General features: G+C 63.8%; 14 protein-coding genes. 3 read left to right on the top strand and 11 right to left on the bottom strand.

What is annotated here, in order from left to right:
* Positions 1 to 57: 57 nt before the first annotated feature.
* From ACSJLU_RS01645 to fes, 8 genes are all read right to left on the bottom strand, one after another.
* Positions 58 to 1,122: a YncE family protein gene (locus tag ACSJLU_RS01645; RefSeq protein ID WP_043142387.1), complete on the bottom strand. Its 1,065-nt coding sequence runs from the start codon at positions 1,120 to 1,122 to the stop codon at positions 58 to 60.
* Between the two features lie 61 nt (positions 1,123 to 1,183).
* Positions 1,184 to 2,044, bottom strand: a complete 861-nt coding sequence (locus ACSJLU_RS01640) for an isochorismatase (protein WP_004930014.1) — start codon at positions 2,042 to 2,044, stop codon at positions 1,184 to 1,186.
* A gap of 3 nt (positions 2,045 to 2,047) precedes the next feature.
* Positions 2,048 to 3,676, bottom strand: coding sequence for a (2,3-dihydroxybenzoyl)adenylate synthase (locus ACSJLU_RS01635; RefSeq protein WP_089196423.1), 1,629 nt, complete (start codon positions 3,674 to 3,676; stop codon positions 2,048 to 2,050).
* Positions 3,677 to 3,683: 7 nt separating this feature from the next.
* Positions 3,684 to 4,889 (bottom strand): isochorismate synthase, encoded by a 1,206-nt coding sequence (locus ACSJLU_RS01630; RefSeq protein WP_089196566.1) that lies wholly within the window; start codon positions 4,887 to 4,889, stop codon positions 3,684 to 3,686.
* Between the two features lie 212 nt (positions 4,890 to 5,101).
* Positions 5,102 to 6,370, bottom strand: coding sequence for an enterobactin transporter EntS (gene entS / locus ACSJLU_RS01625; protein WP_089196422.1), 1,269 nt, complete (start codon positions 6,368 to 6,370; stop codon positions 5,102 to 5,104).
* Between the two features lie 176 nt (positions 6,371 to 6,546).
* The gene (locus ACSJLU_RS01620; RefSeq protein WP_167324730.1) at positions 6,547 to 10,491 is read right to left on the bottom strand and encodes an enterobactin synthase subunit F; all 3,945 of its coding nucleotides are present in this window, start codon (positions 10,489 to 10,491) and stop codon (positions 6,547 to 6,549) included.
* A 32-nt stretch (positions 10,492 to 10,523) separates the two neighbouring features.
* Positions 10,524 to 10,730 (bottom strand): MbtH family protein, encoded by a 207-nt coding sequence (locus tag ACSJLU_RS01615; RefSeq protein WP_025304965.1) that lies wholly within the window; start codon positions 10,728 to 10,730, stop codon positions 10,524 to 10,526.
* Complete coding sequence (gene fes / locus ACSJLU_RS01610) at positions 10,705 to 12,078, bottom strand: enterochelin esterase (protein WP_075201420.1); 1,374 nt, start codon at positions 12,076 to 12,078, stop codon at positions 10,705 to 10,707. Before fes ends, ACSJLU_RS01615 begins: the two co-directional genes overlap by 26 nt.
* A 284-nt stretch (positions 12,079 to 12,362) precedes the next feature.
* Between fes and ACSJLU_RS01605 the strand changes: the two genes are divergently transcribed.
* Positions 12,363 to 14,645, top strand: coding sequence for a TonB-dependent siderophore receptor (locus ACSJLU_RS01605; protein WP_141971570.1), 2,283 nt, complete (start codon positions 12,363 to 12,365; stop codon positions 14,643 to 14,645).
* A gap of 58 nt (positions 14,646 to 14,703) precedes the next feature.
* On the opposite strand, the gene ACSJLU_RS01600 is transcribed toward ACSJLU_RS01605, so the two are convergent.
* From ACSJLU_RS01600 to ACSJLU_RS01590, 3 genes are all read right to left on the bottom strand, one after another.
* The gene (locus tag ACSJLU_RS01600; RefSeq protein ID WP_025304962.1) at positions 14,704 to 15,936 is read right to left on the bottom strand and encodes a YncE family protein; all 1,233 of its coding nucleotides are present in this window, start codon (positions 15,934 to 15,936) and stop codon (positions 14,704 to 14,706) included.
* 47 nt (positions 15,937 to 15,983) lie between these two features.
* Positions 15,984 to 18,893, bottom strand: coding sequence for a condensation domain-containing protein (locus ACSJLU_RS01595; RefSeq protein WP_380828046.1), 2,910 nt, complete (start codon positions 18,891 to 18,893; stop codon positions 15,984 to 15,986).
* A 78-nt stretch (positions 18,894 to 18,971) separates the two neighbouring features.
* Positions 18,972 to 21,065 (bottom strand): TonB-dependent receptor, encoded by a 2,094-nt coding sequence (locus ACSJLU_RS01590; protein WP_025304960.1) that lies wholly within the window; start codon positions 21,063 to 21,065, stop codon positions 18,972 to 18,974.
* Between the two features lie 535 nt (positions 21,066 to 21,600).
* On the opposite strand from ACSJLU_RS01590, the gene ACSJLU_RS01585 reads away from it, so the two are divergent.
* Positions 21,601 to 23,211 (top strand): condensation domain-containing protein, encoded by a 1,611-nt coding sequence (locus ACSJLU_RS01585; protein ID WP_342094065.1) that lies wholly within the window; start codon positions 21,601 to 21,603, stop codon positions 23,209 to 23,211.
* A gap of 33 nt (positions 23,212 to 23,244) precedes the next feature.
* Positions 23,245 to 26,340 carry an amino acid adenylation domain-containing protein gene (locus ACSJLU_RS01580; RefSeq protein WP_380828042.1) on the top strand — a complete coding sequence of 1,032 codons (3,096 nt, stop codon included), beginning with the start codon at positions 23,245 to 23,247 and terminating at the stop codon, positions 26,338 to 26,340.
* The last annotated feature ends 9 nt before the right edge of the window (positions 26,341 to 26,349 follow it).

Below are 26,349 nucleotides of genomic sequence, written 5' to 3'. Positions count from 1 at the left end.
AAAAACAGGCTGAGCGTCGCCGCTTCGCCTGTTCGAGGGGGTTTACCCTGCGCGGGATTATTTCAGCGCTACGCGGATCACGTCGTCCGGCGCGGTCGCTTCTTTCTCGCGGCTGGAAGCCTGCTTGACGCTAACGTACAGCGTCTGGCCGTCCGGCGACAGCGCCAGGCTGTTCGGGTGGGTCGGCGTCTTGATGGTGTTCAGCACCTTGTAGCTCTTGGCGTCGATCACGCTCACTTCACCCGCCTGGCGATGGGTCACGTAAACTTCATTGCGCGCCGGGTTGAACAGCACCGCCAGCGATTCCGGCACGTCGATCTTGCTCAGGATGTTGCCGCTGCGGGTATCCACCACCAGCACCTGTGGCTGCTTGGAATCGGTGATGAACGCGCGATGGGTGGCGGTATCCAGGCTGATGTTCAGGAAGAAGTGCTCTTTAGCCTCATCCAGCTTCTTGCGCGACAGCACCTTGTTGCTCTGGGTATCGATGGTCACCAGCTCGCCGTCGGCGTTGGTGACGTACAGGCGCTTGGCGGCGGCGTCCAGCGCCAGGCCGGTGCCGTATTTGCCGGTGTCGGTCACGGTGGCACGCAGGGTCAGATCCTTGCCATCCACCACCCACACCACGCTGGATTCACCCAGCCCGGTAATGTACAGGGTATCGCTGTCGGCATCCGCCACCAGCTCGCGCGGCGCCAGCGGCTTGACGGTCTCAGAGCGCTGGCGCGCGTCCAGCACCAGGCGGCCTTTCACTTCGCCGGTCTTGGCGTCGATGGCGGTCACCGAGTTATTGACGGTGTTACCGAAGAACAGCGTGCCGGTTTTAGCGTTGACGGCGGCGCCAAACGGCTTGATGTCGTTATGAATAATCTGGGTCACGTCCAGCGTGGTCGGATCCAGGCGGTAAACGATACCGCCCTTGTCCAGCTTGCGGCTCTGCGACGTCGCCAGGTAGAGCGCGTTCTCGCTCGGGCTGTAGGCCATTTCATAGGCGCCCTTGCCAACCGGCTTGCGCAGCACTTCCGGCGCAGTCTGCGCCAGCAACGAGTTGGAGAACAGCAGCGTGGACAGCAGCATCAGCGGGAATGCCGCGCGTTTTCCCTTGGTGATCAAAGCATTCATCGAAATCTCCTTATAGAGCCAACGGGGCAGCCGAGCGGCCGCCCTCTCATCGTTATTAAAATCAGGCTTTCTCTTCGGAAAGCAGCGCCCACCAGCTGTCGATGGTCGGGTTGCGCGCCAGCGCGATAAAGTCGATGTCGCCGCGGATCTTGCGCCAGCGGGTCGCCAGCTCCATGATGCGCACCGAATCCAGGCCATAATCGATCAGGTTTTCATCGTTGCCCATGTCTTCGCTGTCTTCGTCCAGCAGCGGCAGGATCTGCTGACGCAGCGCATCGATGCTGGCAATGCCTGCCGCCGGTAACAGCGACGCGGTGGTCACCACCCGGCCGCAGCGGCCGGCGGTATAGCGCAGCGCCATCAGGTGTTCGTCGCGCGAGAAGTCCGCCAGGCCGTCGGCCACCATGAACGGCTGGATGTTGCGCATGAAGGCGTCAATGGCGGTGGTCAGGCAGCCGATGTGCGCATACACGCCGCAGATGATCAGCTGATCGCGGCCGGACTCCTGCAGGATCTCCTGCAGCGGCGAGCGGTGGAAGGCGCTGTAGCGCCATTTCACCAGCACCGTGTCGTCTTCGTCCGGCGCCAGCGCGGCGGTCACCGCCTGCTGCTCAGGGTGCTTGTTCAGGCCCGGCCCCCACATGTCGTTCAACAGCGCGCGGTCTTCATCGCTCTGCTGGTTCGGCTGCGCGGTATAGAACACCGGAATGCCCTGCTGTTTGCAGTAGCGGCGCAGGTTGGCGATGTTCTCCACCACCTGTTTGATCAGCGCGCTGTCTTCGCCCCAGAAATTGAGGAAATACTGCTGCATATCGTGGATCAGCAGCGCGGCGCGCTGCGGTTCTACCTGCCAGGTGACTTTATTTTGCGGCAGTTCGTCCGCCGTCGGCAGCGCGTAGTCATTAAGTTTTGGAATGGCCATCGATTAATCTCCCTGAGCCTGAGTCTGTAGTTGCGCGTCGAGCTGCTGGCGCAGCCGTTTTTTGTCCACTTTGCCGACCGGGGTCAGCGGCAGGCTGTCCACCTGAATAAAGCGATCCGGCAGTTTGAAGTCCGCCACGCCCTGCTCCCGCAGGTGGCGGCGCAGCACCACCGGCTTCAGCGGCGCGTTGGCGATGATATAGGCACAGCTCTTCTCCCCCATCAGCGCGTCCGGCATCGACACCAACGCGGCGTTGATCACGTCCGGGTGACGCAGCAGCAGGTTCTCGATCTCCTCGGCGGCGATCTTCTCCCCGCCGCGATTGATCTGGTCTTTTTGCCGCCCCTGCACGGTGATGTAACCGTCTTCGCTGATGCTGATCAGATCGCCGGAGCAGTAGAAACCGTCAGCGTCGAAGGCGTCGGCGTTGTGCGCCGGGCTCTGGTAGTAACCGCGGAAGGTATAAGGCCCGCGCGTCATCAACCGGCCGACCTCGCCCGCCGGCAACGGATTGCCGTCGTCATCCGCCACCCATACTTCGTCGTCCGGCGACATCGGCCGCCCTTGCGTCGTCAGAATGTGGCGTTCGTCGTCGTCCAGCCGGGTGTAGTTCACCAGCCCTTCCGCCATGCCGAACACCTGCTGCAGTTGGCAGCCGATTTCGTTCTGAATGCGCGCCGCCAGCGTTTCGCCTAGCTTGGCGCCCCCCACCTGCAGCAGTTTCAGGCTGGCAAGTTGGGCATTGCCGCCCCACTCTTCGATCGCCTGCAGCCACAGCGTGACCGCCGGCGGCACCAGCGCCGTCACGTTGATTTGGTGCTGTTCGATCAGGCGGAAGCACTGCGCGGCGTCCGGATCGGCGGCGAACACCACCAGCCCGGCGCCATAAAACACACCCAACACGCCCGGCGAGCTCATCGGGTAGTTGTGCGCCACCGGCAGCGCGCACAGATAGCGGGTCTGCGCGTCGAAACGGCAGATCTCCACGCTGCGGCGAATGCTGTAGTAGTAGTCATTGTGGGTACGCGGGATCAGCTTCGGCGTACCGGTGCTGCCGCCGGAAAGCTGGAAGAACGCCACCTGATCGGCCGCAGAAGGCTGCGCGACGAAACCGTCGCTGGCTTCGTCCAGCCAGGCGGCCAGCGCCAGCTCACCCTCAGGCTGGCTGCGCAGCGCCACAACCCGCAGCGAAGGATGCGCATCGCGGAAGGTATTCAGGAATTGATCGTCGGCATACAGCCCGTGCTGGCGATCGGCGATCAGCAGCGCCGGTTTGATCTGCTCGGCATAGGCATTCAGTTCGCTGCGCTGATGGCTGAACAGCGCGTTGACCGGCGCCACGCCAATCTTCAGCAGCGCGAAGAACACGATATAAAACTCCGCCACGTTGCCCAGCTGGACCAACGCGGTATCGCCGGATTTCACGCCGCGGCGCAGTAAAGCAGCCGCCAGGCGATCGGAGCGCTGCTGCAGCTCGCGGTAGGTCAGGCTGCCCTGGGCATCGATAATCGCCGGGGCGTCGTTGTTGGCCTGGCGGTCGAGGATTTCGGTCAGCGGCTTGTCAGTCCAGTAGCCGCGCTCGCGATAGCGGCTGGCGAACTCCGCCGGCCAGGGGGTAAAGGCAATGCTCATCTTGTCGTTATCCTTGATTCATACCAAAGGCACGCAGAATGGTGCTGAGTTTGGTGCCTGTTTCATGCCATTCAGATTCGGGTGAAGAGTCTTCCACGATGCCGGCGCCGGCGAACAGCCGTACCCGATTGCCGTCAACGGTGCCGCAGCGGATAGTCACAACCCACTCGCCGTTGCCTTCGTCGTCGCACCAACCGACGATGCCGCCGAACAGGCCGCGATCGAACGGCTCCAGCTTGCCGATCAGGGCGTGCGCCTCGGCCGTCGGCATGCCGCACAGCGCCGGCGTCGGGTGCAGCAGGCAGGCCAGCGACAGGGCATTTTCGTCAGGAGACGCCGCCTCGCCGTCGATCGGCGTGGAGAGATGCCACAGCGTCGTGGTGGTCAGCAGTTCAGGGGTGTGCGGCACGTTCAGGTAGCGGCAGCGGCCGGCCAGCACGTCACGCATGCTTTCGGTGACGATGCGATGCTCGTGGCGATCTTTCGCCGAGGCCATCAGCCGCTCCCCCACTTCGCGATCGCGCTGCGGGTCGGCCTCGCGCCGGGCGGAACCGGCCAGCGGGTTGGAATAGAAACGGCCGCCGTCCTGGCGCAGCAGCAGCTCTGGGCTGGCGCCCAACAGCGCGCCCTGCTCCAGCGGCACATGGAAATGGAAACCGTGCGGGTTCTGGGCGAGCACGCGCGCCATTAGCGCATGGCGATCCACCGGCTGGCGCGTTTCGATCTCCAGCAGGCGCGACAAGACCACTTTATCCAGCTCACCGGCCTTCATCGCGTCGACGGCATCGCTGACCATCTTCATAAACGGCTGCTGCGGCGGCAGCTCCGTCACGCCGGCCAGTTCAGGACCGTTCGCCGGCGGCCGAACGCCAGCCATAAAAGCGGCGCGATCGAACCAGCGGCTCTGCTGGGGAATAAACAGCGCCGAAGGCTGCCGGGTATCGAACGGGATGGCGCCGCACAGCAGCGGTTTTTTGATGCCGGCCTGACGGGCTTCGGCAAACGCCTGCCGTACGCTGCGCTGGAACTCGCCGTTCAGATCGGCGCCGTCCGCGGCCGGCAGGCGAATGCGGCTGAAACAACCGGTGGTGGTCAAGCTGCGGAAAGGGGAGGTAAAGAAGAAGCCCGACGCCGGAGAAAAATCAGCGGCGAACCGGTGTTCTTCGCGCTCCTGCATTTCCTTTCGATTGATGTCGTTCACGGCAGTATCCATCGCTTCGCCCTCATCTTTTGAAGTGATAACCAATATAATAATGATTATCATTTGAGTTAATTCCGCGCTAAATTACTCGCCGATATTTGCTATGTCAATAAACGTAAGCACTTCTTTCATTTCGAAATCATGACATAAACGCTGTGGGTTTTACGCATGCCGATGATAAGCATTGCCATTATGTCCCCACAGCGTCGCATTAACGCATCGAGTTACTTTTCACTGGTCGGCTGAGGCTCGTTCTGCGGCTCCGGTTTGTGCAGCGTCACCTGGCGCAAACCGGTCATGGCGAACAGCAACAGGATGCCGAGCACCGCCGCGCCGAAGCCGAAACCGCTGGCGCTCATCGCCGGCAGCATGAAGGCGCCCATCGCCCCCAGCAGCAGTGCGCCCAGCGCATCGCCCACCACGTTCTGCGCCGTCCACAGGCCGTTGATGCGGCCGAGGAAGTTGTCCGGCGTCAGGCTCTGGATCAGGCCGTATTGCAGCAGCGAGTTCAGCGCGCTCAGATAGCCGAACGCCACCAGGCACAGCAACGCCAGGCTGTACCACGGCATCAGGCCGAACAGGCCAATGGCGGCGAATGCCGCGATCGCCGTCAGCAGCATCACCCAGCCGGGGCGCGCCACGTGCGCCACGCGCCCGCTGGTAAACGCGCCGATGGCCGCGCCGAGCGGCACGGCGGCGTACATATAACCGAGGTGGGCAGCGTCGATGTGCCAGCTTTCCGCCATCGCCGGGTACAGTACGCGCACCGCGCTGGCCATGGTCAGCAGCGCGCCGATCAGCGCCACCATGCCGATCACCTTGTTCTGGAACAGGAAGGAGAAGCCGCCCGCCAGCGCGCGCAGCGGGTGTTCACGCGGCTGCGGTGGCGGCATCAGCTGCGGCAGGCTCAGCAACGGCAGCAGCGTCAGCAGGGTGCCGAACGCCGCCAGGCCATAGTTCCAGGCAATGCCCATATGGGCGATCACCAGGCCGCCAATCGCCGGGGAAAGAATCGAGCCGAAGCGCACCGTCAGCATGCTGATGGCGCCCGCCTGCACGATGTTTTCGCGGCCCACCAGCGCCGGCGTGGCCGCCAGCAGCGCCGTCACCCCCACCGCACCGAAGAAACCGTCCCACACCGCCAACAGATAAATGGCCGCCAGCGAAGGCGATGGCAACAGGGCATTGAGACACAGGCCGACGAAGCCGATGCCGCAGGTGGAGCGCGCGAACAGGATCAGCCGGCGCCGCTCATAGCGATCGGCCAATACGCCCCCCATCAGCAGCCCGGCGAACATGCCGCCGCCAGCCAGCGTCACCGCCAGCCCGACCTGCAGGGTGGAACCAGTCAGCGCCTGGATCTGCACCGGGATGGCGATCGCCATCAGCCCCAGCGCCACAATGGAGATAAAGCGCGCGCAGAATACCGCGCGGAAAGCCCGGTTGGTTTTCAGCAGGCTAAAATCAAGCAGGATGGAGGGTTTGCTACTCATCGGTTGTTCACCACATCTTTAAACGGGGATTCTGCAGTTGCGGAGCGCTATGCTAGCACAGATGACGAAATCAATAATGATAATAAAAATCATTGATATTCAATTGTGAGCAACCGCAAGAAACGCCGCCACACGCGGGGTAATCCCCGAGCCTGGCGGCGAGATGACGAGCGCGATTACAGCGTGCGCAAGATCCGGTTCAGCAGCGGCCCCAGCACTTTGAACGACGCCGGCGAAACGATATCGACATGCGCGCAGTCCAGCTCGTGCGCCTGCAGCGCATCGACGTACTGCGACCAGGTCTGCTGCACATCCATCCCTTCCTGCAGCGTACGTTTGGCGACGAACAGCGTCGCCTGGCCATGGAAACGGGCGGTACGCGTGTGCGACAGCAACCGCACCGAATCGGCGTAGTTGGCTTCGATGTTGTCGAACATCGCCGTGCGCGTCTCGCCCAGCGCCGGATCGAGCGTATCCTGCGACACCGCCAGAAACTGCTCGCGCTCGCGCTGCACTTCCTTCAACACGTTGTCGTCCAGCATCACGTCCCAGTTTTGGGTCTCCGGCGGATAAGTATCCAGCAGGCCGAGGAACGCCACCTCTTCGCCGCGCGCCTGCAGCCGGGCGGCGATGCCCTGGGCCAGCGTGCCGCCCAGCGAGTAGCCGATGAAGTGGTACGGCCCGTGCGGCTGGACCTGCAACACCGTCTGCAGGTGGGCATCCACCACCTGATCCATATCTTCGCTCAGCGCCAGCGGGCCATCCGGCCGCGGTGACTGGATACCGACCAGCGACCAGTGCTGATCGAGATAGCGCGGCAATACGCTGAACTGCCAGGAGAAGCCGGACGCCGGGTGCAGACAGAACAGCGTCGGCCCCTCGGTGACGCGCAGCGGCAATACGCTGTCGAAGCCGCTGCGATCGGCCTCTTCCTGCGTGCGATCTTCCGCCAGCAAGACAGCCAGTTGCTCAACGCGCGACGCCACCATCACCTGGCCGACGGACACCGCCTTGCCCAGATCGCGGCGCAGCTCCGCCGCCAGCCGCATCGCCAGCAGCGAATGGCCGCCGAGCGCGAAGAAATCGTCGTCGGCGAACACCTGCTCGCGCTGCAGCAAACGGGCGAACACCGCCGCGATCTCGCTTTCCAGCCCGGCCTGCGGCGGCCGTCCTGCCTTGCGCTCACCGCCCTGCGGCTGCGGCAAGGCCTTGCGATCCAGCTTGCCGTTGGCGCTCAGCGGCAAATCACTCATTTCCACCAGCGCCACCGGTACCATATGCGGCGGCAGACGGTCGGCCAGGGCCGCGCGCAGGGCTTGCGCATCCCAGCTCGCGCCAGGCTGCATCACCAGATAGCCCACCAGCTGGCGCGCATCGCCGCCGGCATCCACCGGCGTGCCCTGCAGCACCAGCGCGTGCGTCACCGCCTGGCGCACGCCCGGCAGCGACAGCAAGGCGTGGTCGATTTCGCTCAGCTCGATACGCTGCCCGCGGATCTTCAGCTGGTCGTCGCTGCGGCCCAAATATTCCACCGTGCCGTCCGGCAGCCAGCGCGCCACGTCGCCGGTGCGGTACATGCGCCCGCCCTCGCCGAACGGATCGGCGACAAAGCGGCTGGCGGTCAGATCCGGCCGGCCCAGGTAGCCGTGCGCCAGCTGCACGCCGGTCAGATACAGATCGCCCGCCACGCCCGGCGGTACCGGCCGCAGGCGCGCGTCCAGAATGCGCAGCCCGGTGTTCCACACCGGCAGACCGATCGGCACGTTGGCGCCGGTCACTTTCGCCAGCGCGTCACCGTAGGCCGGATGCCAGGTCACGTCCACCGCCGCTTCGGTCGGGCCGTAGAGGTTGTGCAACGGCACCGCCGTGCGGCTTTGCCACAGGCGGCACAGCTCCGCCGGCAGCGCTTCGCCGCTGCAGAACACCTGGCGCAGCGCGGCGCAGTTCGCCACCGCCGCGTCGTCGTCCAGTGCGGCCACGAAAGCCGCCAGCATCGACGGCACGAAGTGCATCGTGGTAATGCGGTGTTGTGCGATCAGCTGTTGCAGCTGCTGCGGATCGCGATGCGCCTCCGGCGGCGCCATCACCAGCCGGGCGCCGACCATCAGCGGCCAGAAGAATTCCCACACCGAGACGTCGAAACTGCACGGCGTTTTCTGCAGCACCGCGTCGTCCGCCCCCAGCGGATACTGGTGTTGCATCCACAGTAGGCGGTTGACGATCGCCTGATGGCCGACCAGCACGCCTTTCGGGCGCCCGGTGGAGCCGGAGGTAAAGATGATATAGGCCGCATGGTCCGGCGTCGGGCCCGCGATCGCCACCCCGGCGGCGTGATCGGCCGCCAGCGGCGCGTCATACAGCAAGATTTCGCCCTTGTCGGCGAAACGCGCCTGCTGCGCCGGGTTAGTGATGACCAGCCGGGGCGCGGCGTCTTCCAGCATCATCGCCAGCCGCTCGTCCGGATAACCGGTGTCCAGCGGCAGATAGGCGGCGCCCGCTTCCACGATCGCCATCAACGCCAGCGACAGGAACACCGAACGCGGCAGCGCCACCGCCACGATGTCGCCCGGCCGCACGCCCTGCGCCACCAGCTCGCGCGCCAGCGCCGTAACCTGCTCGCGCGTTTCGCGGTAGGTGAAATTGAAATGCGCATCCGCCAGCGCCGGTGCGTCCGGCGTGGTTTGCGCCTGCTGCGCCAGCAACTGGCTCAGCGTGGTCGCCGGCACCGGGTGCGCCGTGTCGTTGACCCGCGCCAGCAGCGCGTGATCGTCGGCGGTCAGCATATCGGCTTCGCCGATCGGCAACGTTGCCTGCGCGGCGAACTGCGCCAGCAGCAGCGGCAACCGCTGCAGGTGCGCCTGCAGTTCCTGGCGGCTGTAACGCTCGGCGTTGGCCAGCAGCTCCACCTTCAGCTGATGGTGTTCGTCGATAAACAGCGCAATCTCCAGATCGCGCACCGGCCCGGAGGCCAGATCGTGGGTAATGCCTTCGATACCGGCGAAATCCAGCTGGTAATCGAACATTTTGAAGTTGAAGACCGTGCCGTACAGCGGTTCGCCGTCGCCGATGCGGCCCAGATCGCGCTGCACCTGTTCGGCGTCGTAGCGCTGATGGCGGCGCACCGTTTTCAGCTCGCGGCTGATGCGGGTGGCAGCCTCATACAGCGTGGCCTGCGGCTCGAGGTGCATCTCCATCGGCAACACGTTGATCACCGGGCCGGCAGCGCACAGGGCGGCCGATCCGGTGCGGCGCATAAAGATAAAACCGGCGCTGAAGCTCGGTTGGCCGCTCAGGCGCGATACCCACAGCGCCACCAGCGCCACCGCCATATCGGCGGCGTTCAACTTCTGCTGCGCGCCACACTGCACCAGTTCGGCGAAGGCCTGCGGATCGCAGCGCTGTTCCAATCGATGGATGCGCGGCGTGGGCGTTTGCCCAGCCAGCGGCTGCGGGCAGAGCGTGGCCGGCGGCGGCAACTGCCGCGCTTTTTCGAGCCAGAAATCGGCGTCGCGTTGCCAGGCCGGCGCCTGCCGGTAAGCCTGGTATTCCGCAACCACGTCGCTGAACGCCGTAAATGGCGTCGGCTCCAGCGCGTCGCCGCGGCAAAGGTGGGTATAAATCGCCGCCACACGGCGAGCGATGGCGGTGAAGCTGAAACCGTCCACCAGCAGATGGTGATAGCGCTGATACCAGAACCAGCGATCGTCCGCCAGGCGCATCACCACATGGCGATACAGCGGTGCGCCGCTGCCGGCGCGCAGATCGCTCGCCAGATCGATGTCCATCAGCGCACGCGCGGCGGCTTCAGGGTCCGGCGACGTCGTCAGATCGACAAGTTCCGGCTCGTGCACCGCCAGCGCGTCGTCCAGCCATTGCACCGGCACGCCATCGCGTTCCGCAAAACGCAGGCGCAGCATGTCCACCTCGCTCAGGCCCTGGATGATGGCCTGCAGCAGAGGCTCTACGGTGACAGGGCCGTTGAGTTCGATGGCATGTGCGACCGCGTAGGCATTGCGATGCGGTGAGATTTGATCGGCGACCCAGATGCCGGGTTGCGCCGCGACCAACGGCCATTCGCCCGCAAGCGCCGGGCCGCTGAGAGAGTTAGGGGTGTGTGACACTGCTTATTGCTCCCGTGATTACCTGGCGCCGGTCACGCCTCGCGTGCTGCGACCGGCAGAATGTCTTGCCAATGCTGTTCCAGCCATTCGGCGCACGCGGTGTGCGCCGCCGGGCCAAAGACGATCGTCCACTCGGACGGAATGGCGCGGAAATCCGGCCACAAACTGTATTGTTGTTGTACGTTGCGCAGCACCAGGCTGCGCTGCTGTTGATCATCGAACGGATTCAGGCTTTCCATCATGTGTTCCTCGTGCCGTCGCCGATGCCGGGTAAGCGGTGGCGAAAGCGGAAGCCCAGACCGCCTGCAGCCCATCGGTCAGGCCGCTGCGCCAACACAGCGCGTCGTGCCCGCCTTCCACCACCCGGTAGTGCACCCGATGGCCGGCGTCACTCAGGCGCACCGCCATTTCGCCGCTGACCCGGTGCACCAGCTTTTCCTGCGAACCGGCTTCCATAAATACCTTCAGCGCGCCGTGGTTGCCCAAACCGTGCCGTTCCACCTGCTGCATCAGCCAGCAGGCATCGTCGGGAATGCTCGGCAGCTGCAGCATGTCGCGCCGCGGCCACCAGTAGGAACCGGACTGGGTGATCACCGCGCCGAAGCGCTGCGGCCAGCGCAGCCCGGCATACAGGGAAGCCAGGCCGCCAAAGCTTTGCCCCGCCACCACCGTGTCGGCCGGTTTGTCGCTGTGCGGCGCCCAGTCGGCCAGCTGCGGCATCAATTCTTCCTGCACCGCCAGCCAGAAATCGTCCTTGCAGGTTAATTCTCGCGCCCGGTGCGGCAGATCAATGATGTCGATCAGCACATACACCGCTTCCGGCAACGCCCCCTCGCGGGTCAGCTGCATCAGCGGCTCCCAAACCGGCATCTGCTTCGCCCAGAACTGGCCGTCGAGCAGGATCGCGAGCGGGCGCTCGGCCGGCTTACTGTCGCCGGTCGTGTAGATCCAGACATCGCGGCTGTTGCCCAGGCGCTCACTGCACCAGGTATGGCGCTGCAAACGCGCCGGCAGCGGCGGCGTGCAGCGCCCGCTGGCGATCTCATACTCGTCGAACGAGCGCCATACCGGCTGCGGCGGCGCATCCGGCATGTGCAGGCCGGAGACGCTGTGGCCGCTGGCGCTTTGCCAGGAGCGATAAGGGTTGAGCAGATCGGGGGTGGCGCTGGCGAACACCTGATGCCACCAGTGGCGCAGGTTGTGCATGTTGGCGTGCGCATCGTCGCCGCTGAACGCCGGCGGCCGCTCGTCAAAACAGGGGATAAAGCAGTAGCTGCCGCGCCAGGCGCCGCTCAGCTCGGTCTGCCAGTACCACACGTCGGTACCGGCCAAACGCTGCAGGCTTTGCGGCGGATTCGGCTGGTGATGGTCGGTCAGGCAGTTAATGTTAATCCACACGCGACGGTAGGCGGAGGTCAATTCGCATCCCTGAGGATCGCGCCAGAAAAAGGTGGTTCGCCAGCGGCCGTTACCCGCCGGTTCTACCCATGGCGTACCGCGCCGTGCCACCGTCAACCACCACCCTGGACTGCCCGCATTGCTGCTGGCCAATAATCTGCTGCTTTCTGACTGTAGTTCTGTATTCACAACGCCTACCCATTTTGTAGTTGGCGGCACCGGGAACGTCGACTTTTCCCTATCGCCGGCCACCGCCCGAACGCACTGTACGCCAAATACTATTGATAATAATTTGCATTTGCAATAGTGTGTAAGGCTTGGAGATCGTGCTGGTATTGCGCGCAACGGACAGGGATCGGGGATACATCAATGGCATCCCTTGCCGCAGCCGATTTTCTATTTCCGACTACACAAAAACTACAACCGCCCTTCCCCCCGTTCGGCGAGGGATGGCAGCAAGGTAGGACACTCAAATGAAAAGCAAGCTATCACGTTATTCTTTAGCCACTCTTATCGGCTTGGGATTGGGCGCGTCCGCGTTCGCCAACGCCGCGCAGCAGACCGACACCCCCACCACGGAAGAAAACAGCGGCACAGCGGATAAAAAGCCGCGCGGCGAAGACACCATCGTCGTGACCGCCGCCCGGCAGAACCTGCAGGCGCCGGGGGTGTCCACCATCACCGCCGAAGAGATCAAAAAACGCCCGCCGGCGCGCGACATCAGCGAACTGATCCGCACCATGCCCGGGGTTAACCTGACCGGCAACTCCACCAGCGGCCAGCGCGGCAACAATCGCCAGATCGATATCCGCGGCATGGGCCCGGAAAACACCCTGATTCTGATCGACGGCAAACCGGCCTCCAGCCGCAACTCGGTGCGTCAGGGCTGGCGCGGCGAGCGCGACTCGCGCGGCGATACCGCCTGGGTGCCGCCAGAAATGATCGAGCGCATCGAAGTACTGCGCGGCCCTGCCGCAGCGCGCTACGGCAACGGCGCCGCGGGCGGCGTGGTCAACATCATCACCAAGAAGGCCGGTGATGCGCTGCACGGCTCGCTGAACGGCTACTTCAACGTGCCGCAGCACAAGCAGGAAGGCGCCACCAAGCGCACCGACTTCAGCCTGTCCGGCCCGCTGAGCGACTCCCTGAGCTTCCGCCTGTTCGGCGGCTACAGCAAAACGCAGGCCGACGCCTGGGACATTAACGAATCACACAAGTCCGAACGCGTAGGCGCCTACGCCAACAGCCTGCCCGCCGGGCGTGAAGGGGTGGTCGATAAAAACATCGACGCCTTGCTGCACTGGGACTTCGCCCATCTGCAGTCGTTGGAGTTCGAGTACGCCTACGGCCGCCAGGGCAACCTGTATTCTGGCGATACCCAGAACACCAACACCAATGCCCTGGTGCAGAGCAACTACGGCAAAGAGACCAACCGCATCTACCGTGAAACCTTCGGCCTGACCCACCGCGGCGCCTGGGACAACGGCGTGAGCACCAACAACTACGTGCAGTTCGAGCGCACCCGCAACACCCGCCTGAACGAGGGCTTGGCCGGCGGTACCGAAGGCATCTTCGACACCAAAAATACCGGTTTCGGCACCACCAAGCTGGACGACTTCCTGGCGCACAGCGAAGTCAGCGTGCCGTTTGAGCTGGGCGTTTCACAGACCGCCACGCTGGGTACCGAGTGGACCCAACAGCGGATGAAAGACGGCACGTCCACCAGCCAAACGCTGATGGGCGGCACTATTCCCGGCATGGGCAACGGCACGCGCAGCCCTTACGCTTCCGCGCATATCTTCTCGCTGTTCGCCGAAGACAACATCGAGCTGACCGACACCACCATGCTGACGCCGGGTCTGCGTTACGATCTGCATTCAGAATCCGGCAACAACTGGAGCCCGGCGCTGAACCTGTCGCAGGAACTGGGCGACTACTTCACGCTGAAAATGGGCATCGCCCGTTCTTACAAGGCGCCGACCCTGTACCAGACCAACGGCAACTACCTGCTGTACAGCAAAGGCCAAGGGTGTGCGGGCAGCGATGTCAGAAACGGCTGCTACCTGCTCGGTAACGACGATCTGAAGGCGGAAACCAGCGTCAACAAAGAGATCGGGCTGGAGTTCCATAACGAAGGCTGGCTGGCCGGCGTGACCTACTTCCGCAACGATTACCACAACAAGATTGAAGCGGGTAACTCGCGCATCGCCACCAGCAGCACCGGTACGGCGGTCTATCAGTGGGAGAACGTACCGAAAGCGGTCGTACAAGGGCTGGAAGGCTCGTTGAACGTGCCGGTCAGTGAGACCGTCACCTGGAGCAACAACGCCACCTACATGATCGAGAACAAGAACAAGACCACCGGCGATTACCTGTCGGTGATCCCGAAGTTCACCGTCAACTCGACCCTCAGCTGGCAGGCTACGCAGGATCTGTCGATGCAGTCCACCCTGACCTGGTACGGCCGTCAGAAGCCGAAGAAGTACAACTACCAGGGTAAACCGGCCACCGGCGGCGAAACCCGCGAGGTTAGCCCTTACGCCGTCGTCGGCGCCAGTGCGACCTATGACCTGACCAAAAACGTCAGCGTCACTGCCGGCATCGACAACCTGTTCGACAAACGCCAGTTCCGCGCCGGTAACGCGCAGAACGTGGGCGACCCGATTACCGGCGCGATCAACATCGCCGGCGCGGGCGCGGCCACCTACAACGAACCGGGCCGTACCTACTACATGAGCATCAACACCCACTTCTGATGACATGACCCAACGAAAAAGGGGCGCCGCGGCGCCCCTTTTTACTTTCGCTCTCTCGTTACCTGGTGTGCAGCTGAATGCGCACCACGCTTTCCGGCTTGCCGGCCTTGGTGGAAGCGCCGTCGTTTTTCACCGTCACAAACAGCGCGTCACCTTTCGGATCCAACGCCAGGCTGTTAGGGTGCGGCGGCAGGTCTACGGTTTGCAGGCGCTTGAGCGTCTTGGCGTCGAACACCGTCAGCGTCCCGGCGCCATGATCCACGCGTACCCCTTTGCGGTTGGCGACATACAGCCGCTGGCTGCGTTCGTCGAGCAGCAGGCCGATCGGCACCTCATCCGTCAGCTCGCTGGCCAGCACCTTGCCGCTGTCCGCATCCAGCGCAAACACCCGGTGGCCGCTGCTGCGCTTCACGTAGTCGTGCCCCAGATGATGGTTGCGGTAGTCGTCGCGATCGATACCCTGATCGACGCCCAGCAGGCGATTGCTCGCCGGGTCATACACCAGGTTCAGCAGCTGATCGGCCTGCACTTCGTGCGTGGCGGTGATCGCCAGCGTGTCGGCGTTCAGGGTGATCACCTGCCCCTGCATGTTGGAGACGAATACCCGACGGCCCTTCTCATCCAGCGTGATGCCCACCGCGTTGTAGCCGAAGCCCGGGATCACTTTCTCCAGCTTGCCGGCTTTGGTATCGACCACGTACAGCACGCTGTCGACGCCAAAGCCCAGGCCCGGCAGGAACAGACGGCCGCTTTGCGCGTCATACTTGAGCTCGCGGAGGCGGTACAGGTAGTCCTCGGTGATTTTGAATTTCTTCAGCTCCGCCAACAGGAAGTCCAGGCGCTTGCCGCTGATGCCCGCCTGCTTGTAAGCCTGCTCCAGCACCGCTTTGTCCAGCAGCTTGATGCTGCCCAGCGCGTGGTTGGTAGTGGTGTCCACCACCCCGACTTCGCCGTTGAAGGCCTGCGTCAGGTACAGGCGATTGCCCGCGTCGTTCAGCGCCACGCCGAAGCCTTTCACCTGCAGTGGGATCTCTGCCTTGATCGCCAGGGTGTTGGGATCCAGCCGCAGCACGCGGGAGCGCGCCTCTTCCTTCCAGTCCGGCGCGCTGACGAACAGCGCCTGTTGCGAGGTGCTGTAGGCCATCTCCACCACCGTCGACGATAGCGCCTCGCGCTTGATGTCCTGCGGTTTGATGCCGACATCGTCCGCCTGCGCGGCGCCGGCGACCACCAGAGAGGCCGCCACCAGCAGCGACAGTAGCGCGCGCGGGGTTGCTAGGGTTCCAGACATCCTTTTATCTCCTTGAAAATCATGCTTTCGGTTAGAGTGAAACAACGTCATGCCTGCGGCCCGGGCGGCAGCGCCGCCAGAGCGATATCGCCAGCGATGTGCTGCGCAAACTGGGTAAAGACGTGCTGAACGCCATCGGCGATCAGATTGGCCTGCTCCCGGCTGTAGTGGTCCTGACGGTAGGTCATCATCACCCGCAGGGATTTCTTCCCAGCCAGATCGTCTTCCATCACCTCAAACTGCAGGCCGAGCAACGATTCGGCTTTCTCCGGCTCCACCTGACGGTAGGCGATCGTGCTGCCGTCCTGCAGCCGGAACTCGCCGTTCAGCTTGATGCGGCTGTGGATCTGGATGAACACTTCGAACATGTGGTTCTTGCGGTCGGCGTCCACGCCGAACAGCCCTTCTTCCACCAGATCGATCGGAATGTCGGTGTACGGCAGCGAGCCATTGATGGTGTTTTTCACCTGGCTGACCAACCCGGCCACCGTCAGCCCTTCGTCAAAGCGCACGCGGTGCACCACCACGGTGGTGAAATAGCCGACGGTATCGAAGAACTCGGCGTCGTTACGGCCGGAAGTCGAGGTGCCCACCAGCAGATCCGCCGGGCCGCCCAGCAGACGCAGCGCCGAGGTAATCCCGGCATACACCACGTTGAACAGCGACGCGTTGTTGCGGCGGGCGAGCTGATACAGGCCTTCCGCCACGGCAGGATCGACCTCGAACTCCAGCCAGCCGCCGTTGACGTCCGCCGGTGCCGGCACCGCCGGATGGGTGGATGCTTCTTGCCGGAAGATCGGCTGGCCGACCGGCGCGCCGCGCAGCGCATCGAGCCAGTAGTCCAGATGTTGCTGCTGCACCCCGGAGGCCCGCTGCTGCCGGGCGAAAGTGTGGAACTGCGGCGGCTGCCCGCTCCACTGCGGCGCCTGGCCGACGACGCGATGGCGATAGGCGACGCCCAGCTCATCCATCATCAGATTGAGCGACCATTCATCCAGCACCACATGGTGGAACAGCAACGACAGCAGCTGTTGGCCGTTGTCCGCATCGCGCAGCAGCGTGGCGCGCAGCGGCAGCTCGGCGGCCAGATCGAACCGGTGCTGGCCGGCGTCGGCCAACAGGGCGGCGGCATTACCCGCCGGCGTCTCGTGAGAGAAGCGGAACCACTGATAATCCGGCAGTTCTGCGGCCGGCACCACCACCTGCACCACCTCCCCCTGCTGCTCGACGAAGCGTGAACGCAGCACGGTATGGCGAGTCATGACGTCGATAAACGCCTGGTGCAGCGCCGTTTCGTCCACCGCATCGAAGAAGCGCAGAGAGAACGGCAGGTTGAAAATCTCGTCATGGCCGAAGGCTTCATACACCTTCCACAGCGATTCCTGCGCCAGCGACAGCGGCGCCTGCGCCCCCTCATGATCGTCGGCGATGGCTAGCGCGGCATTCGGCTGCGCAACGTTCAGGCGTTTGGCGTAGCCCGCCAGCCCACGCGCCGTCGGATGGCTGAACAGATCGTTAATGTTGATTTCGATCTGATGCAGGCTCAGCAAACGGCCGATCACCCGAGTAGCGACCAGCGAATGGCCGCCGCGATCGAAGAAGTCTTCATCCAGGGTCATTTCCGGCGCCACCAGCGCCTCACGGAACTCCTGCAAAATCAGCGGCGCAACGCTTTCGTCGGCGTCGCCGTTCGCCACCGGCGCGGCCATCGCCGGGGAAACGGCCTCAGCCACCGGCAATGCGACGGCAATTCGCTGCCCGGCCAGGAACGCGCTGAACTGCTCCAGCAGGAAAGGCGCCGCGTGCGGAGACAGGCGCGGGTCGGTGACCAGCTCCAGCGTTAACGCTTCCGCTTCGGGCAAGCCCAATAGCAGCGCCAGTTCAAACGGCGTATGCAGCGGCGGCAGCAACAGGCATTCGGCGTGAACGCCTTCCAGCCGCCACTCTGCGGCCAGATCGTCACGCCAGGCCACCAGCAACTGCGCCCGCTGCGGATCCGGCTGTTCAGCCACGGCCTGCGCCAGCAGCCGCTGCCCGACGTCGCCCTCGCCATGCTGCACGGTCAGGCGCATCAGCGGCGCCGCCGTCAGGCCCAGATCCAGGCCGACGAACTCTGCCGTTTCTGCGGCCGGCACGCACAGCTGCACCGCTTGGCCGCCGGCCTGCGCGGCGACGAACTCGGCAAACCGTGTCGCCACCGCCGCCAGCAAGGCCCGCGGCGTGTCGTTGGCGGGCAACAGCGAGCGATCAATGCGTGTGACCACGCGCGCGCCCACCGGCGGCAACGCTTCAGTACGCTGCGCCGGGCTGCGGTAATCCTGCAGCGAGACCGCCTGGCGCGCCCAGGGCAGCTGTGGCGCCGGGATTTCCGGCAGCTCGACCGGCGCCGCCGCGAAAGGCAGAGGCATCGCATCTCCGTTATAGCGGGCGGACAGCATCGCCGGCAGATGGCGCCACGGCAGCGCTTCCGCCAGGATGTCATGCAATACCACGCCCAAAATCACGTCATCGGCAGGCGTGAGCAACAGCAGGCAGCGCAGCGGCGCTTCGCTTTCCAGTTCAAATGGCGCCGCCTGCACTTGCAGCAGACGACAAATGGCGTGTTGTTCATCCGCCACCTGACGCAGGCTCACCGGCAACGGCGCCGAATCGGCAGCGCGTTTAACCAAACCGTTTTCGTCATCAAAAACGTAACGCACGTTCACGCCCGGCGTTTCCCGCACCAGCGCTTGCAGCGCCGCCGTCAGTTGGGCGATATCCACCTCTCCCGTCAGGCGCCAGGCCAGCGCCCGCTGCCCGCGTGCGTCACCCTGCTGCAGATGGGCAAACCATGCCCGTTCTTCGGCTTCGCTTACCGGCCGCTCGCCGTTCGCCGACGGCGCGCCCAGCGCCTGAAACGCGCTCTCCAGCCGCTGGGCCTCTTCATCGCTCAGAATGCTGTCAAAATCACCGATCACTGCGTTATCTCCTTTGCCCGGCCGTGCCGGGATAGCGCATAAAACGGGGGACATTCGTCCCCCATCATCGCGATAGCGTTAGAAATTCAGCTCAACCGCCGCGCCGACCAGGCGGCCTCGCTGGAGAGTCGCCGTGTAAATGTCATTGCTTCTGACCATCTCACGACGGTCGGAATCAAACAGGTTTTTCGCATACAGCGTGGCGCGACCGTAGTCGAAGGTGTAAGCCAGCTGGGCGTTAGCCGTCCAATAGGAGCCGATGCGCCCGCGCGAGTCGTTGTCGTATTGCGAATAGTAGGAGTCGGTAAACGCCACGTTGCTGCTCAGCTCCCATCCTTTCAGGAACTGATATTTGGCCCCCATGTTGGCGGTGTAAGCCGGTGCGCGCGCCAGCTCATGCCCTTCCACGCCGCTGCCCGAGAACTTCTTGATGTCGGTTTTCAGCAGGCCGAGGTTGCCGAACAGCTCGAAATCCCAGCGCGGCTGCCAGGTGGCGCCGATTTCCGCACCGTAGGTTTCCACCTTGTCGGCGTTGCGGATCACGCTGGAGTTCTCACCCAGCGAGTACGGCAGCTGCATATCTTTGTAATCGTTGTAGAAGATGTTACCTGTCAGCACCACGTTGGCGTCTTTCAGGTGATGGCGGGTGTACAACTCGTAGTTCCAGACATACTCGGAACCGTAGGTGTAGCTGACCACCGGCGTGCCGATCGTGATGCCGCCGCCGCCGGCGTTATAGCCGCGGGCGATCTTGGCACCGTAGGTTTGGGTATCCGTCGGTTTCCAGGCCACGTCCAGCTTCGGCAGGAACACGGTGTAGGTTTCGTCGAAATCGATGCGCACCGCCTGGCTGCCGCCGTCGCGGCGACGGTGTTCGCGTTCCAGGCGGCTGGCGGCAGTCACGTCCACCTGCGGCGTCAGCGCATAGGTCAGCTCGGCGAACGCCGAATGGGTATCGGTTTTATCTTTGAAGGTCGATCCGCCGAAGATGTTGACGAACTCATCCTGCGTGCCGTGGAAGTAACGCAGCCCCGCTAGCCCGTGCAGGCGGCTGTCCGCACCGCCGAAGCGCACCACCGGCTCCACGTGAACTTCCTGGCCGTCGATCTCGGCGTATTGGATGTTGTAAGCGGTCGGACGGTTGATGTTGAAATCGGTATAGATAACGCGGTTTTCAAACGTCAGCGCATCAGAGGCCTCCCAGGCCAGATCCCAGATGGTGCTGTTCATGTTGCTTTTGAACACGGCGCGGCGCGGATCGTGGCGCGGGTTGGTCGGATGCGGCTGCGGGTTGAGGCTTTCGTTCTGTGGCGCGGTGCTGCCGAAGTGGTTAAAGGTCAGCTTGGTGGTCAGATCGCGCAGGCCGGCCGGATTGAACAACAGCTTGGCACGGGCGGTGGTGGCTTCCACTTCGCGTGGATCGCCCACCGGCGCATAGGCCGGCAGATCGGCTTCGCTGCGGCGGCGCTGGCGATCGACGCTGACGCGGAACGCCAGCTGATCTTCCACCAGCGGGCCGGACGCCATGGCGGCCAGCTGTGAAGAGTGCTGGTTGCCGGCCCCGCCCTTGAAGGCGCTTTCCCATTCGAAGGTCGGATCTTTACTGGCCATGACGATGGCGCCGGCGATGGCGTTGCGCCCCTGAATGTAGCTTTGCGGGCCGAGGAACACTTCGACGCGATCCAGATCCCACAGCGACTGTGGGCCGAAAGCCTGTTCGTTATAGGTCAGCGAACGGCCATCCAACGACAGATTGAGGCGCGGACGGGTGCCGCTGAGGAAGGCATTGGCGCCAACGTTCGGGCCGGAACCGTCGATGCCGCGCACGGTCGGCAGTTCGTTGCCGATGCCTAGATCCACCACGTTGGGGGTCATGCGCAGCAGATCGGGGATCTGCACTGCGTCAGGCATCGAGGCGATGCGGTTGCTGTCGAACACCTGCACGCTGGAGCCGGTGTCGAAAATGGAACGTTTGATCTTCTCACCGGTGACCAGCAGCGTTTCCGCGTCCTGGTAGGTTTCGTTGCTCTTGGTTTCCGCCGCGTTGACGTTACCGATCGCCAGTGAACAAACCCCTAAAAATACGGAGGAAAACGCCCCAATGGCTTTCAACCCCGCCTTTTCCCCGTTTCCTACGCTTTCATGCCGTTGAGCCGCAAAATGCTTGCCCATAGATGTCTTCTCCTTTCATCCCAGAGGTGCACAAAATTTGATTTTTTTTTACACAACCTACATCGACACTCACACAGACCATGACGCTGCGGCCTTCCCGGCCTTGCTGTTGCTTATCCCTGCGGCAAACCCATGCCTTTCGCGGCCGGACGGGCGCGGCCCCGTCCACGGCTAAGCCGCCGGCGGAGCGGCCGGCAGCTTGTATAAAAACGTAAAATAATGTTAAGAATGATAATATTTTGCATTTTCTAATGCAAATCATTATCAACAAAGGTGTGAGGCCTGACAAGATAACTGCCAGAAACCCTTATACTTTCGCAGGAAAAACGAGCGCTGCAATAACAAGCAATCATTTCAATGCTAAGAATAATATAGATAAATTATTCACACCCAATGCCCTCACTGCCCGGCGTCGCTAAAACGCCTTATAGATAGCACCCGATCGCCAAATGGATCAAATAATAATAATTTTCATTCCTATTAACATTTGTATATATTCTTGCAGTCTCGTTGGCTGAATCAAAATGGATACCCGATGAAAGCTTTGACCACGATGCAGGCCGCCTATTGGGTAGGCCGACAGTCCGCTCCTCCCCTCGGCGGCATGGCCGCCCACCTGTATGCGGAATTCGACGGCGGCGAGCTGGATACCGCTCGGCTGCGCCAGGCCGTCGAGGCGCTGTACCTGCACCATCCGCTGTTACGCCTGCGCATTACCGACGATGGCCGGCAGACGATCGCGCCTCCCGGCCCTCGGCACGCCTTGCATCTCGACGATTGGCAGCACGCCGATGAAGCAACGCTGGCAGCCGCGCTCGCCGCCAAACGCCAGGCAAAAAGCACCCAGCTGCTGCCGCTGGAACAGGGCGTGCCCTGCGATATCAGCCTGAGCCTGTTGCCGGAAGGGCGCAGCCGCCTGCATGTCGATCTCGACATGATCGCCGGCGATGCCATGAGCTTTCGCCTGTTGATGGAGGATCTGACGGCGTTTTATCACCAGTGCCCACCGGCCCCCTCCGATGACGCACCAGCGGCCTACTTTGATCACCTCGAACGACGCGACGCCGACGAGGCGCTACGCCAGCGGCGCGAACGCGGCCAGCGTTGGTGGCGTGAACGCCTGGCGCAGGTGCCCCCGGCGCCGCGCCTGCTGCGCACGCCGGACCGCTGCCGCAGCGATCGCCTGGCCGTACAGCTGAATGCAGAAGAAAGCCGCGCGCTGGAGAATGTCGCCAAGCGGCACCACACCTCCCTCTCTACGCTGTTTTTAGCGCTGTTCGCACTGGCCGTCGGCCAGGGTTGGAATATGACGCGCTTCCGGCTCAACGTGCCGCTGTTCCACCGCGAAAGCGAACGGGAGGACGCGCATCGTCTTATCGGCGATTTCTCTAACCTGGTGCTGCTCGGCGTGGAGCTGAACCCGACGGAAAACCTGAGCGCTTTCTGCCGGCGCCTGATGGCACAGCTGGCAGAGCTTATCGAACATGCGGATTACCCCGGCGTGAGCGTGATGCGCGATCTGTCGCGCCTGCACGGCAGCCTGCAGCCTTCTCCGGTGGTGTTTACCGCCGGTTTCGGCATCCACGGCAAGACGCTGTTTTCCGAACGGGTCACCGACACCTTCGGCCGTCTCGGCTGGGTCATCTCTCAAGGACCGCAGGTTGCGCTGGATGCGCAGGTCGCCCACGTCGACGACGGCATTCTGATTAACTGGGACGTGCGGCTGGACGCATTCCCCGAGCACGCGCTGCCGCGCCTGCTGGCCTGTTATCGTGCGCTGCTGCACCTGGCCGCACGGCAAACGGAGGCGTTCGATCGCCCGCTGGCACAGCTGTTGGCGCAATGCACACCCGACGCGCTGGCGCAGCAGGCACCGGTGCGCCAGGTGCTGCACCGGCTGCTGGCGCGGGTGGCTCCCGAGGCCAGCTTGCACGACCACGACGATATCCACCGCTTGGCCCTGCCGGATGCTGGGGTGAACGCGCTGCTGACGGTGCTCAACAAATATCTGGCGGCGGCGCTGACGGCGCAGGATCTGGCGGCGCATCCCTCTCCGGCGGCGCTGGCGGCATTGATCTGCCAACGCTCGCCCGAGGCAGGACGGAATGCGAAAACGCTGCTCGCCGCGCTGGCGCCGCAGCACTGAGATTTAATCGGTTAGCGACTATAGGGAAGTACCATGGAGACACCATTAACCGCACTGCAGCAGGCCTATCTTCTGGGCCGCAGCGATCGATGGCCGCTGGGCGGCGTGGCGATGCACGACTTTCGCGAATATCGCGCCCGGCAGCTGGACGTACCGCGCCTTGAAGCGCGCCTGACCGAGCTGGTTCAACACTACCCGGCACTGCGCACCTGCATCGATGTGCCGCGCGGCACGCAGCACGTACGCCCGGAAACCACGCTGCATCTGGATCGCCACGATCTGCGCGCCCTTGATGGCGAAGCGGCGCAGCGCCAGGTCGAACAGCTGCGCGCGCGTTACTCCCACCAGCGCCACGATCCGAGCCAGCCGCTGTGGCGCATCGCCGTGATCCAACTAGCCGAACGGCAGGATCCGACGGGATCGCCGTACGATACGCTGATCTTTACCAGCTTCGATGCCTTGATCCTCGACGGCCAGGGGATCTCCACCGTGATCGCGCGCCTGTTCGACGATCGCCCTCTGACGCCGACCACCGCCACGCTGCCGCCCCCCGCCGCATCGGCGGCGCAGCGCCAGACCGATGCGGCCTACTGGCGCGAAAAGCTGCAGGATGTCACCACCCCGTCGGCGTTGCCGTGGCGCGCCCCGCTCGCCAATCTCACCTCATCACGCTATCGCCGCGCCACCCTGACGTTGCCGCACGACACGGTCAAACAACTCGGCCGTCTGGGATCGCCGCATGCGCTGCTGCGCAACAGCCTGCTCTCGGCGCTGATCCTCGATACGCTGACCCACTGGACCACCGACGGCGAGCTGTGCGTCGGGGTGCCGGTGGCGTTCCCCGCCGCCGACGGCGCCCTGGGCAACGCCTCCAGCTTCGTGGCGGTGCACTATTCGCGCTACGGCGAAGACTTTATCAAGCGCGCGCAAGCCTTGCAGGACGACGTGCTCGGCGCGCTCGATCACCTGGCATTTTCTGGCGTCGATCTGGCGCGGCAATTGCTCGGCCAAAGCCAAGGCGGCCCGGCGCTGCCGGTGATCCTGACCAACTGCCTGGGCTGGGAGACGCTGCCGGCCGAGGCGCCGGTGCGCTTCCACGACGGCCTGACCCAAACGCCGCAGGTCGCCATCGATATCCGCCTGACGCTGGACAGCGAAAAAAACCTGCAGCTGTGCGTAGACTACGCCGAGCAGGCGCTGCAGGGCGAACAGGTAGAAGCGATGCTGGCCGCGTTGCAGCGACGCATCCTGCACAGTTGCCAACGGGCCGACCTGGCGATCGCGCCGCGCGACTTCATCGATCTGGCGCATTACCGCCACAACGACAGCGAAGCGAATTACGCGCCTTATCCTTATCTGGCGCAGCTGGCCGAGCGGCTGTTCGGCGCGCAAGACGGCGGCAATGCGCTGATCTGCGGCGAACAGACGCTGACCTATCGTGAGCTGGGCCAGCGGATCACCACGGCGATCGCCAACCTGCAGAGCCGCGGCGTGCAGCCGGGCAACGTGGTGGCACTGTATCTGCCGCGCAGCCCGGAACAGATCATCTTCAGCCTCGCCTGTGCCCTGCAGGGCGTGATCTGGGTGCCTATCGATATCAACTCGCCGCCGGAACGCACCGCCTACCTGCTGGAGAATTGCCGGCCGACGCTGGTAGTGCACGGCGGCGATCTCGAAACGCCGATCGGCGTGACGCCGGCGACCCTGCTGGCGCAGGCGGATCGCGCACCCGCGCTGCCGGATGAACGGACGCTGGTTGAACGCAGCGCCAGCCAGGCCGCGAGCTACTACCTGTATACCTCCGGCACCACCGGTAAGCCTAAATGCGTGGTGCTTAACAACCGCGCCACCGCCAACGTCGTGCACCAAACCCAACAGCGCTGGAGAGTCACCGCCGACGATGTCTTCATTTCCGTCACGCCGCCGCACCATGACATGTCGATGTTCGATCTGTTCGGTTCGCTGTGCGCCGGCGCCACGCTGGTGCTGCCGGCGCCACATCAGGAAAAGGATGCCATCAGCTGGAACCAACTGGTGGAAAAACATCGGGTCACCCTGTGGTGTTCGGTACCCGCCATTCTGGAGATGCTGCTCACCTGCAAAACGGCCGACAGCCTGCGCTCGCTGCGCCTGGTGGCGCAAGGCGGCGACTATATCAAGCCGGCGACGGTACAAACCCTGCGTACCCTGCACCAGGATCTCGCGCTGTTCTCACTCGGCGGGCCGACCGAAACCACCATCTGGAGCATCTGGCACCCGATCGCCCCACAGGAGAGCGGCACCGTGCCTTACGGCCGCCCGCTGCCGGCTAACCGCTACTTCATCTGCCATGACGACGGCAGCCACTGCCCGGCCGGCGTGGTCGGCCGCATTCACACCGCCGGGGTGAACCTGGCGTTAGGCTATCTGGAGCAGGGGGAGCTGAAGCAGCACGATTTCGTTACCCTCGAAGGACCGGACGGGCAACCGCTGCGCGCTTTCCGCACCGGCGATCAGGGCTATTACCGTGCGGACGGCAACATCATGTTCGCCACCCGGGTGAACGGCTATGTGAAAATCCGCGGCGTGCGCGTCTCGCTGCCGGAAATCGAAGACGTGCTGCGCCGCCATCCGGCGATCCTGGATATGGTAGTGGTGGATTATCCCAGCGGAGAGAACAACGAGGCAGCGCTCGGCGCCCTGTATCTGACCCGCGACGGCAAGCCGCTGCCGCTGTCCGAGATCCGCGCCTTCGCCACCGGCTATCTGCCCTGTACCCATATCCCCACGCGCTTTATCCATGCCGAGGCGCTGCCGCTGTCCGCCAACGGTAAAACCGATCGCCATCGCATCCGCGCCGACCTGAGCCACCAGCAAACCGCGCCGGCGTTGAACGCCTGCGCGGCCCCGCCGCCGAACGCACCGGTGGCGCGCAGCGCCGAGATCCTGACCATTTACTGGCAGGCGATTGGCGTAACGCCGCGCCCGGAATGGGGGGAAGAGACGGCGTTTATCGCCATGGGACTGAAGCTGCCGCATATCAAACAGGTGGCGGCACGCCTCAATGACGCTTTCGGCACCCGTCTGGTAAGCAGTGCGCTCTTGCCATGCAAGAACGCACGCGAAGTGGCGGCTTTGCTGGTCAGCTGAAACCATACC

Origin of the sequence: Serratia bockelmannii, from assembly GCF_051803255.1 — a bacterium.
Lineage (GTDB): Bacteria > Pseudomonadota > Gammaproteobacteria > Enterobacterales > Enterobacteriaceae > Serratia > Serratia bockelmannii.
Note: the sequence above shows the minus strand (reverse complement) of the source record. Positions and strands in the feature narration are given on the sequence as shown.

Bases quoted from the DNA above. Each gene is read 5' to 3' on its own strand.
- ACSJLU_RS01630 (WP_089196566.1), bottom strand. From the start codon at position 4,889: ATGGATACTGCCGTGAACGACATCAATCGAAAGGAAATGCAGGAGCGC.
- ACSJLU_RS01605 (WP_141971570.1), top strand. From the start codon at position 12,363: ATGAAAAGCAAGCTATCACGTTATTCTTTAGCCACTCTTATCGGCTTG.
- ACSJLU_RS01580 (WP_380828042.1), top strand. From the start codon at position 23,245: ATGGAGACACCATTAACCGCACTGCAGCAGGCCTATCTTCTGGGCCGC.
- entS (WP_089196422.1), bottom strand. From the start codon at position 6,370: ATGAGTAGCAAACCCTCCATCCTGCTTGATTTTAGCCTGCTGAAAACC.
- ACSJLU_RS01590 (WP_025304960.1), bottom strand. From the start codon at position 21,065: ATGGGCAAGCATTTTGCGGCTCAACGGCATGAAAGCGTAGGAAACGGG.
- ACSJLU_RS01585 (WP_342094065.1), top strand. From the start codon at position 21,601: ATGAAAGCTTTGACCACGATGCAGGCCGCCTATTGGGTAGGCCGACAG.
- ACSJLU_RS01640 (WP_004930014.1), bottom strand. From the start codon at position 2,044: ATGGCCATTCCAAAACTTAATGACTACGCGCTGCCGACGGCGGACGAA.
- ACSJLU_RS01645 (WP_043142387.1), bottom strand. From the start codon at position 1,122: ATGAATGCTTTGATCACCAAGGGAAAACGCGCGGCATTCCCGCTGATG.
- ACSJLU_RS01635 (WP_089196423.1), bottom strand. From the start codon at position 3,676: ATGAGCATTGCCTTTACCCCCTGGCCGGCGGAGTTCGCCAGCCGCTAT.
- ACSJLU_RS01600 (WP_025304962.1), bottom strand. From the start codon at position 15,936: ATGTCTGGAACCCTAGCAACCCCGCGCGCGCTACTGTCGCTGCTGGTG.
- ACSJLU_RS01615 (WP_025304965.1), bottom strand. From the start codon at position 10,730: ATGGAAAGCCTGAATCCGTTCGATGATCAACAGCAGCGCAGCCTGGTG.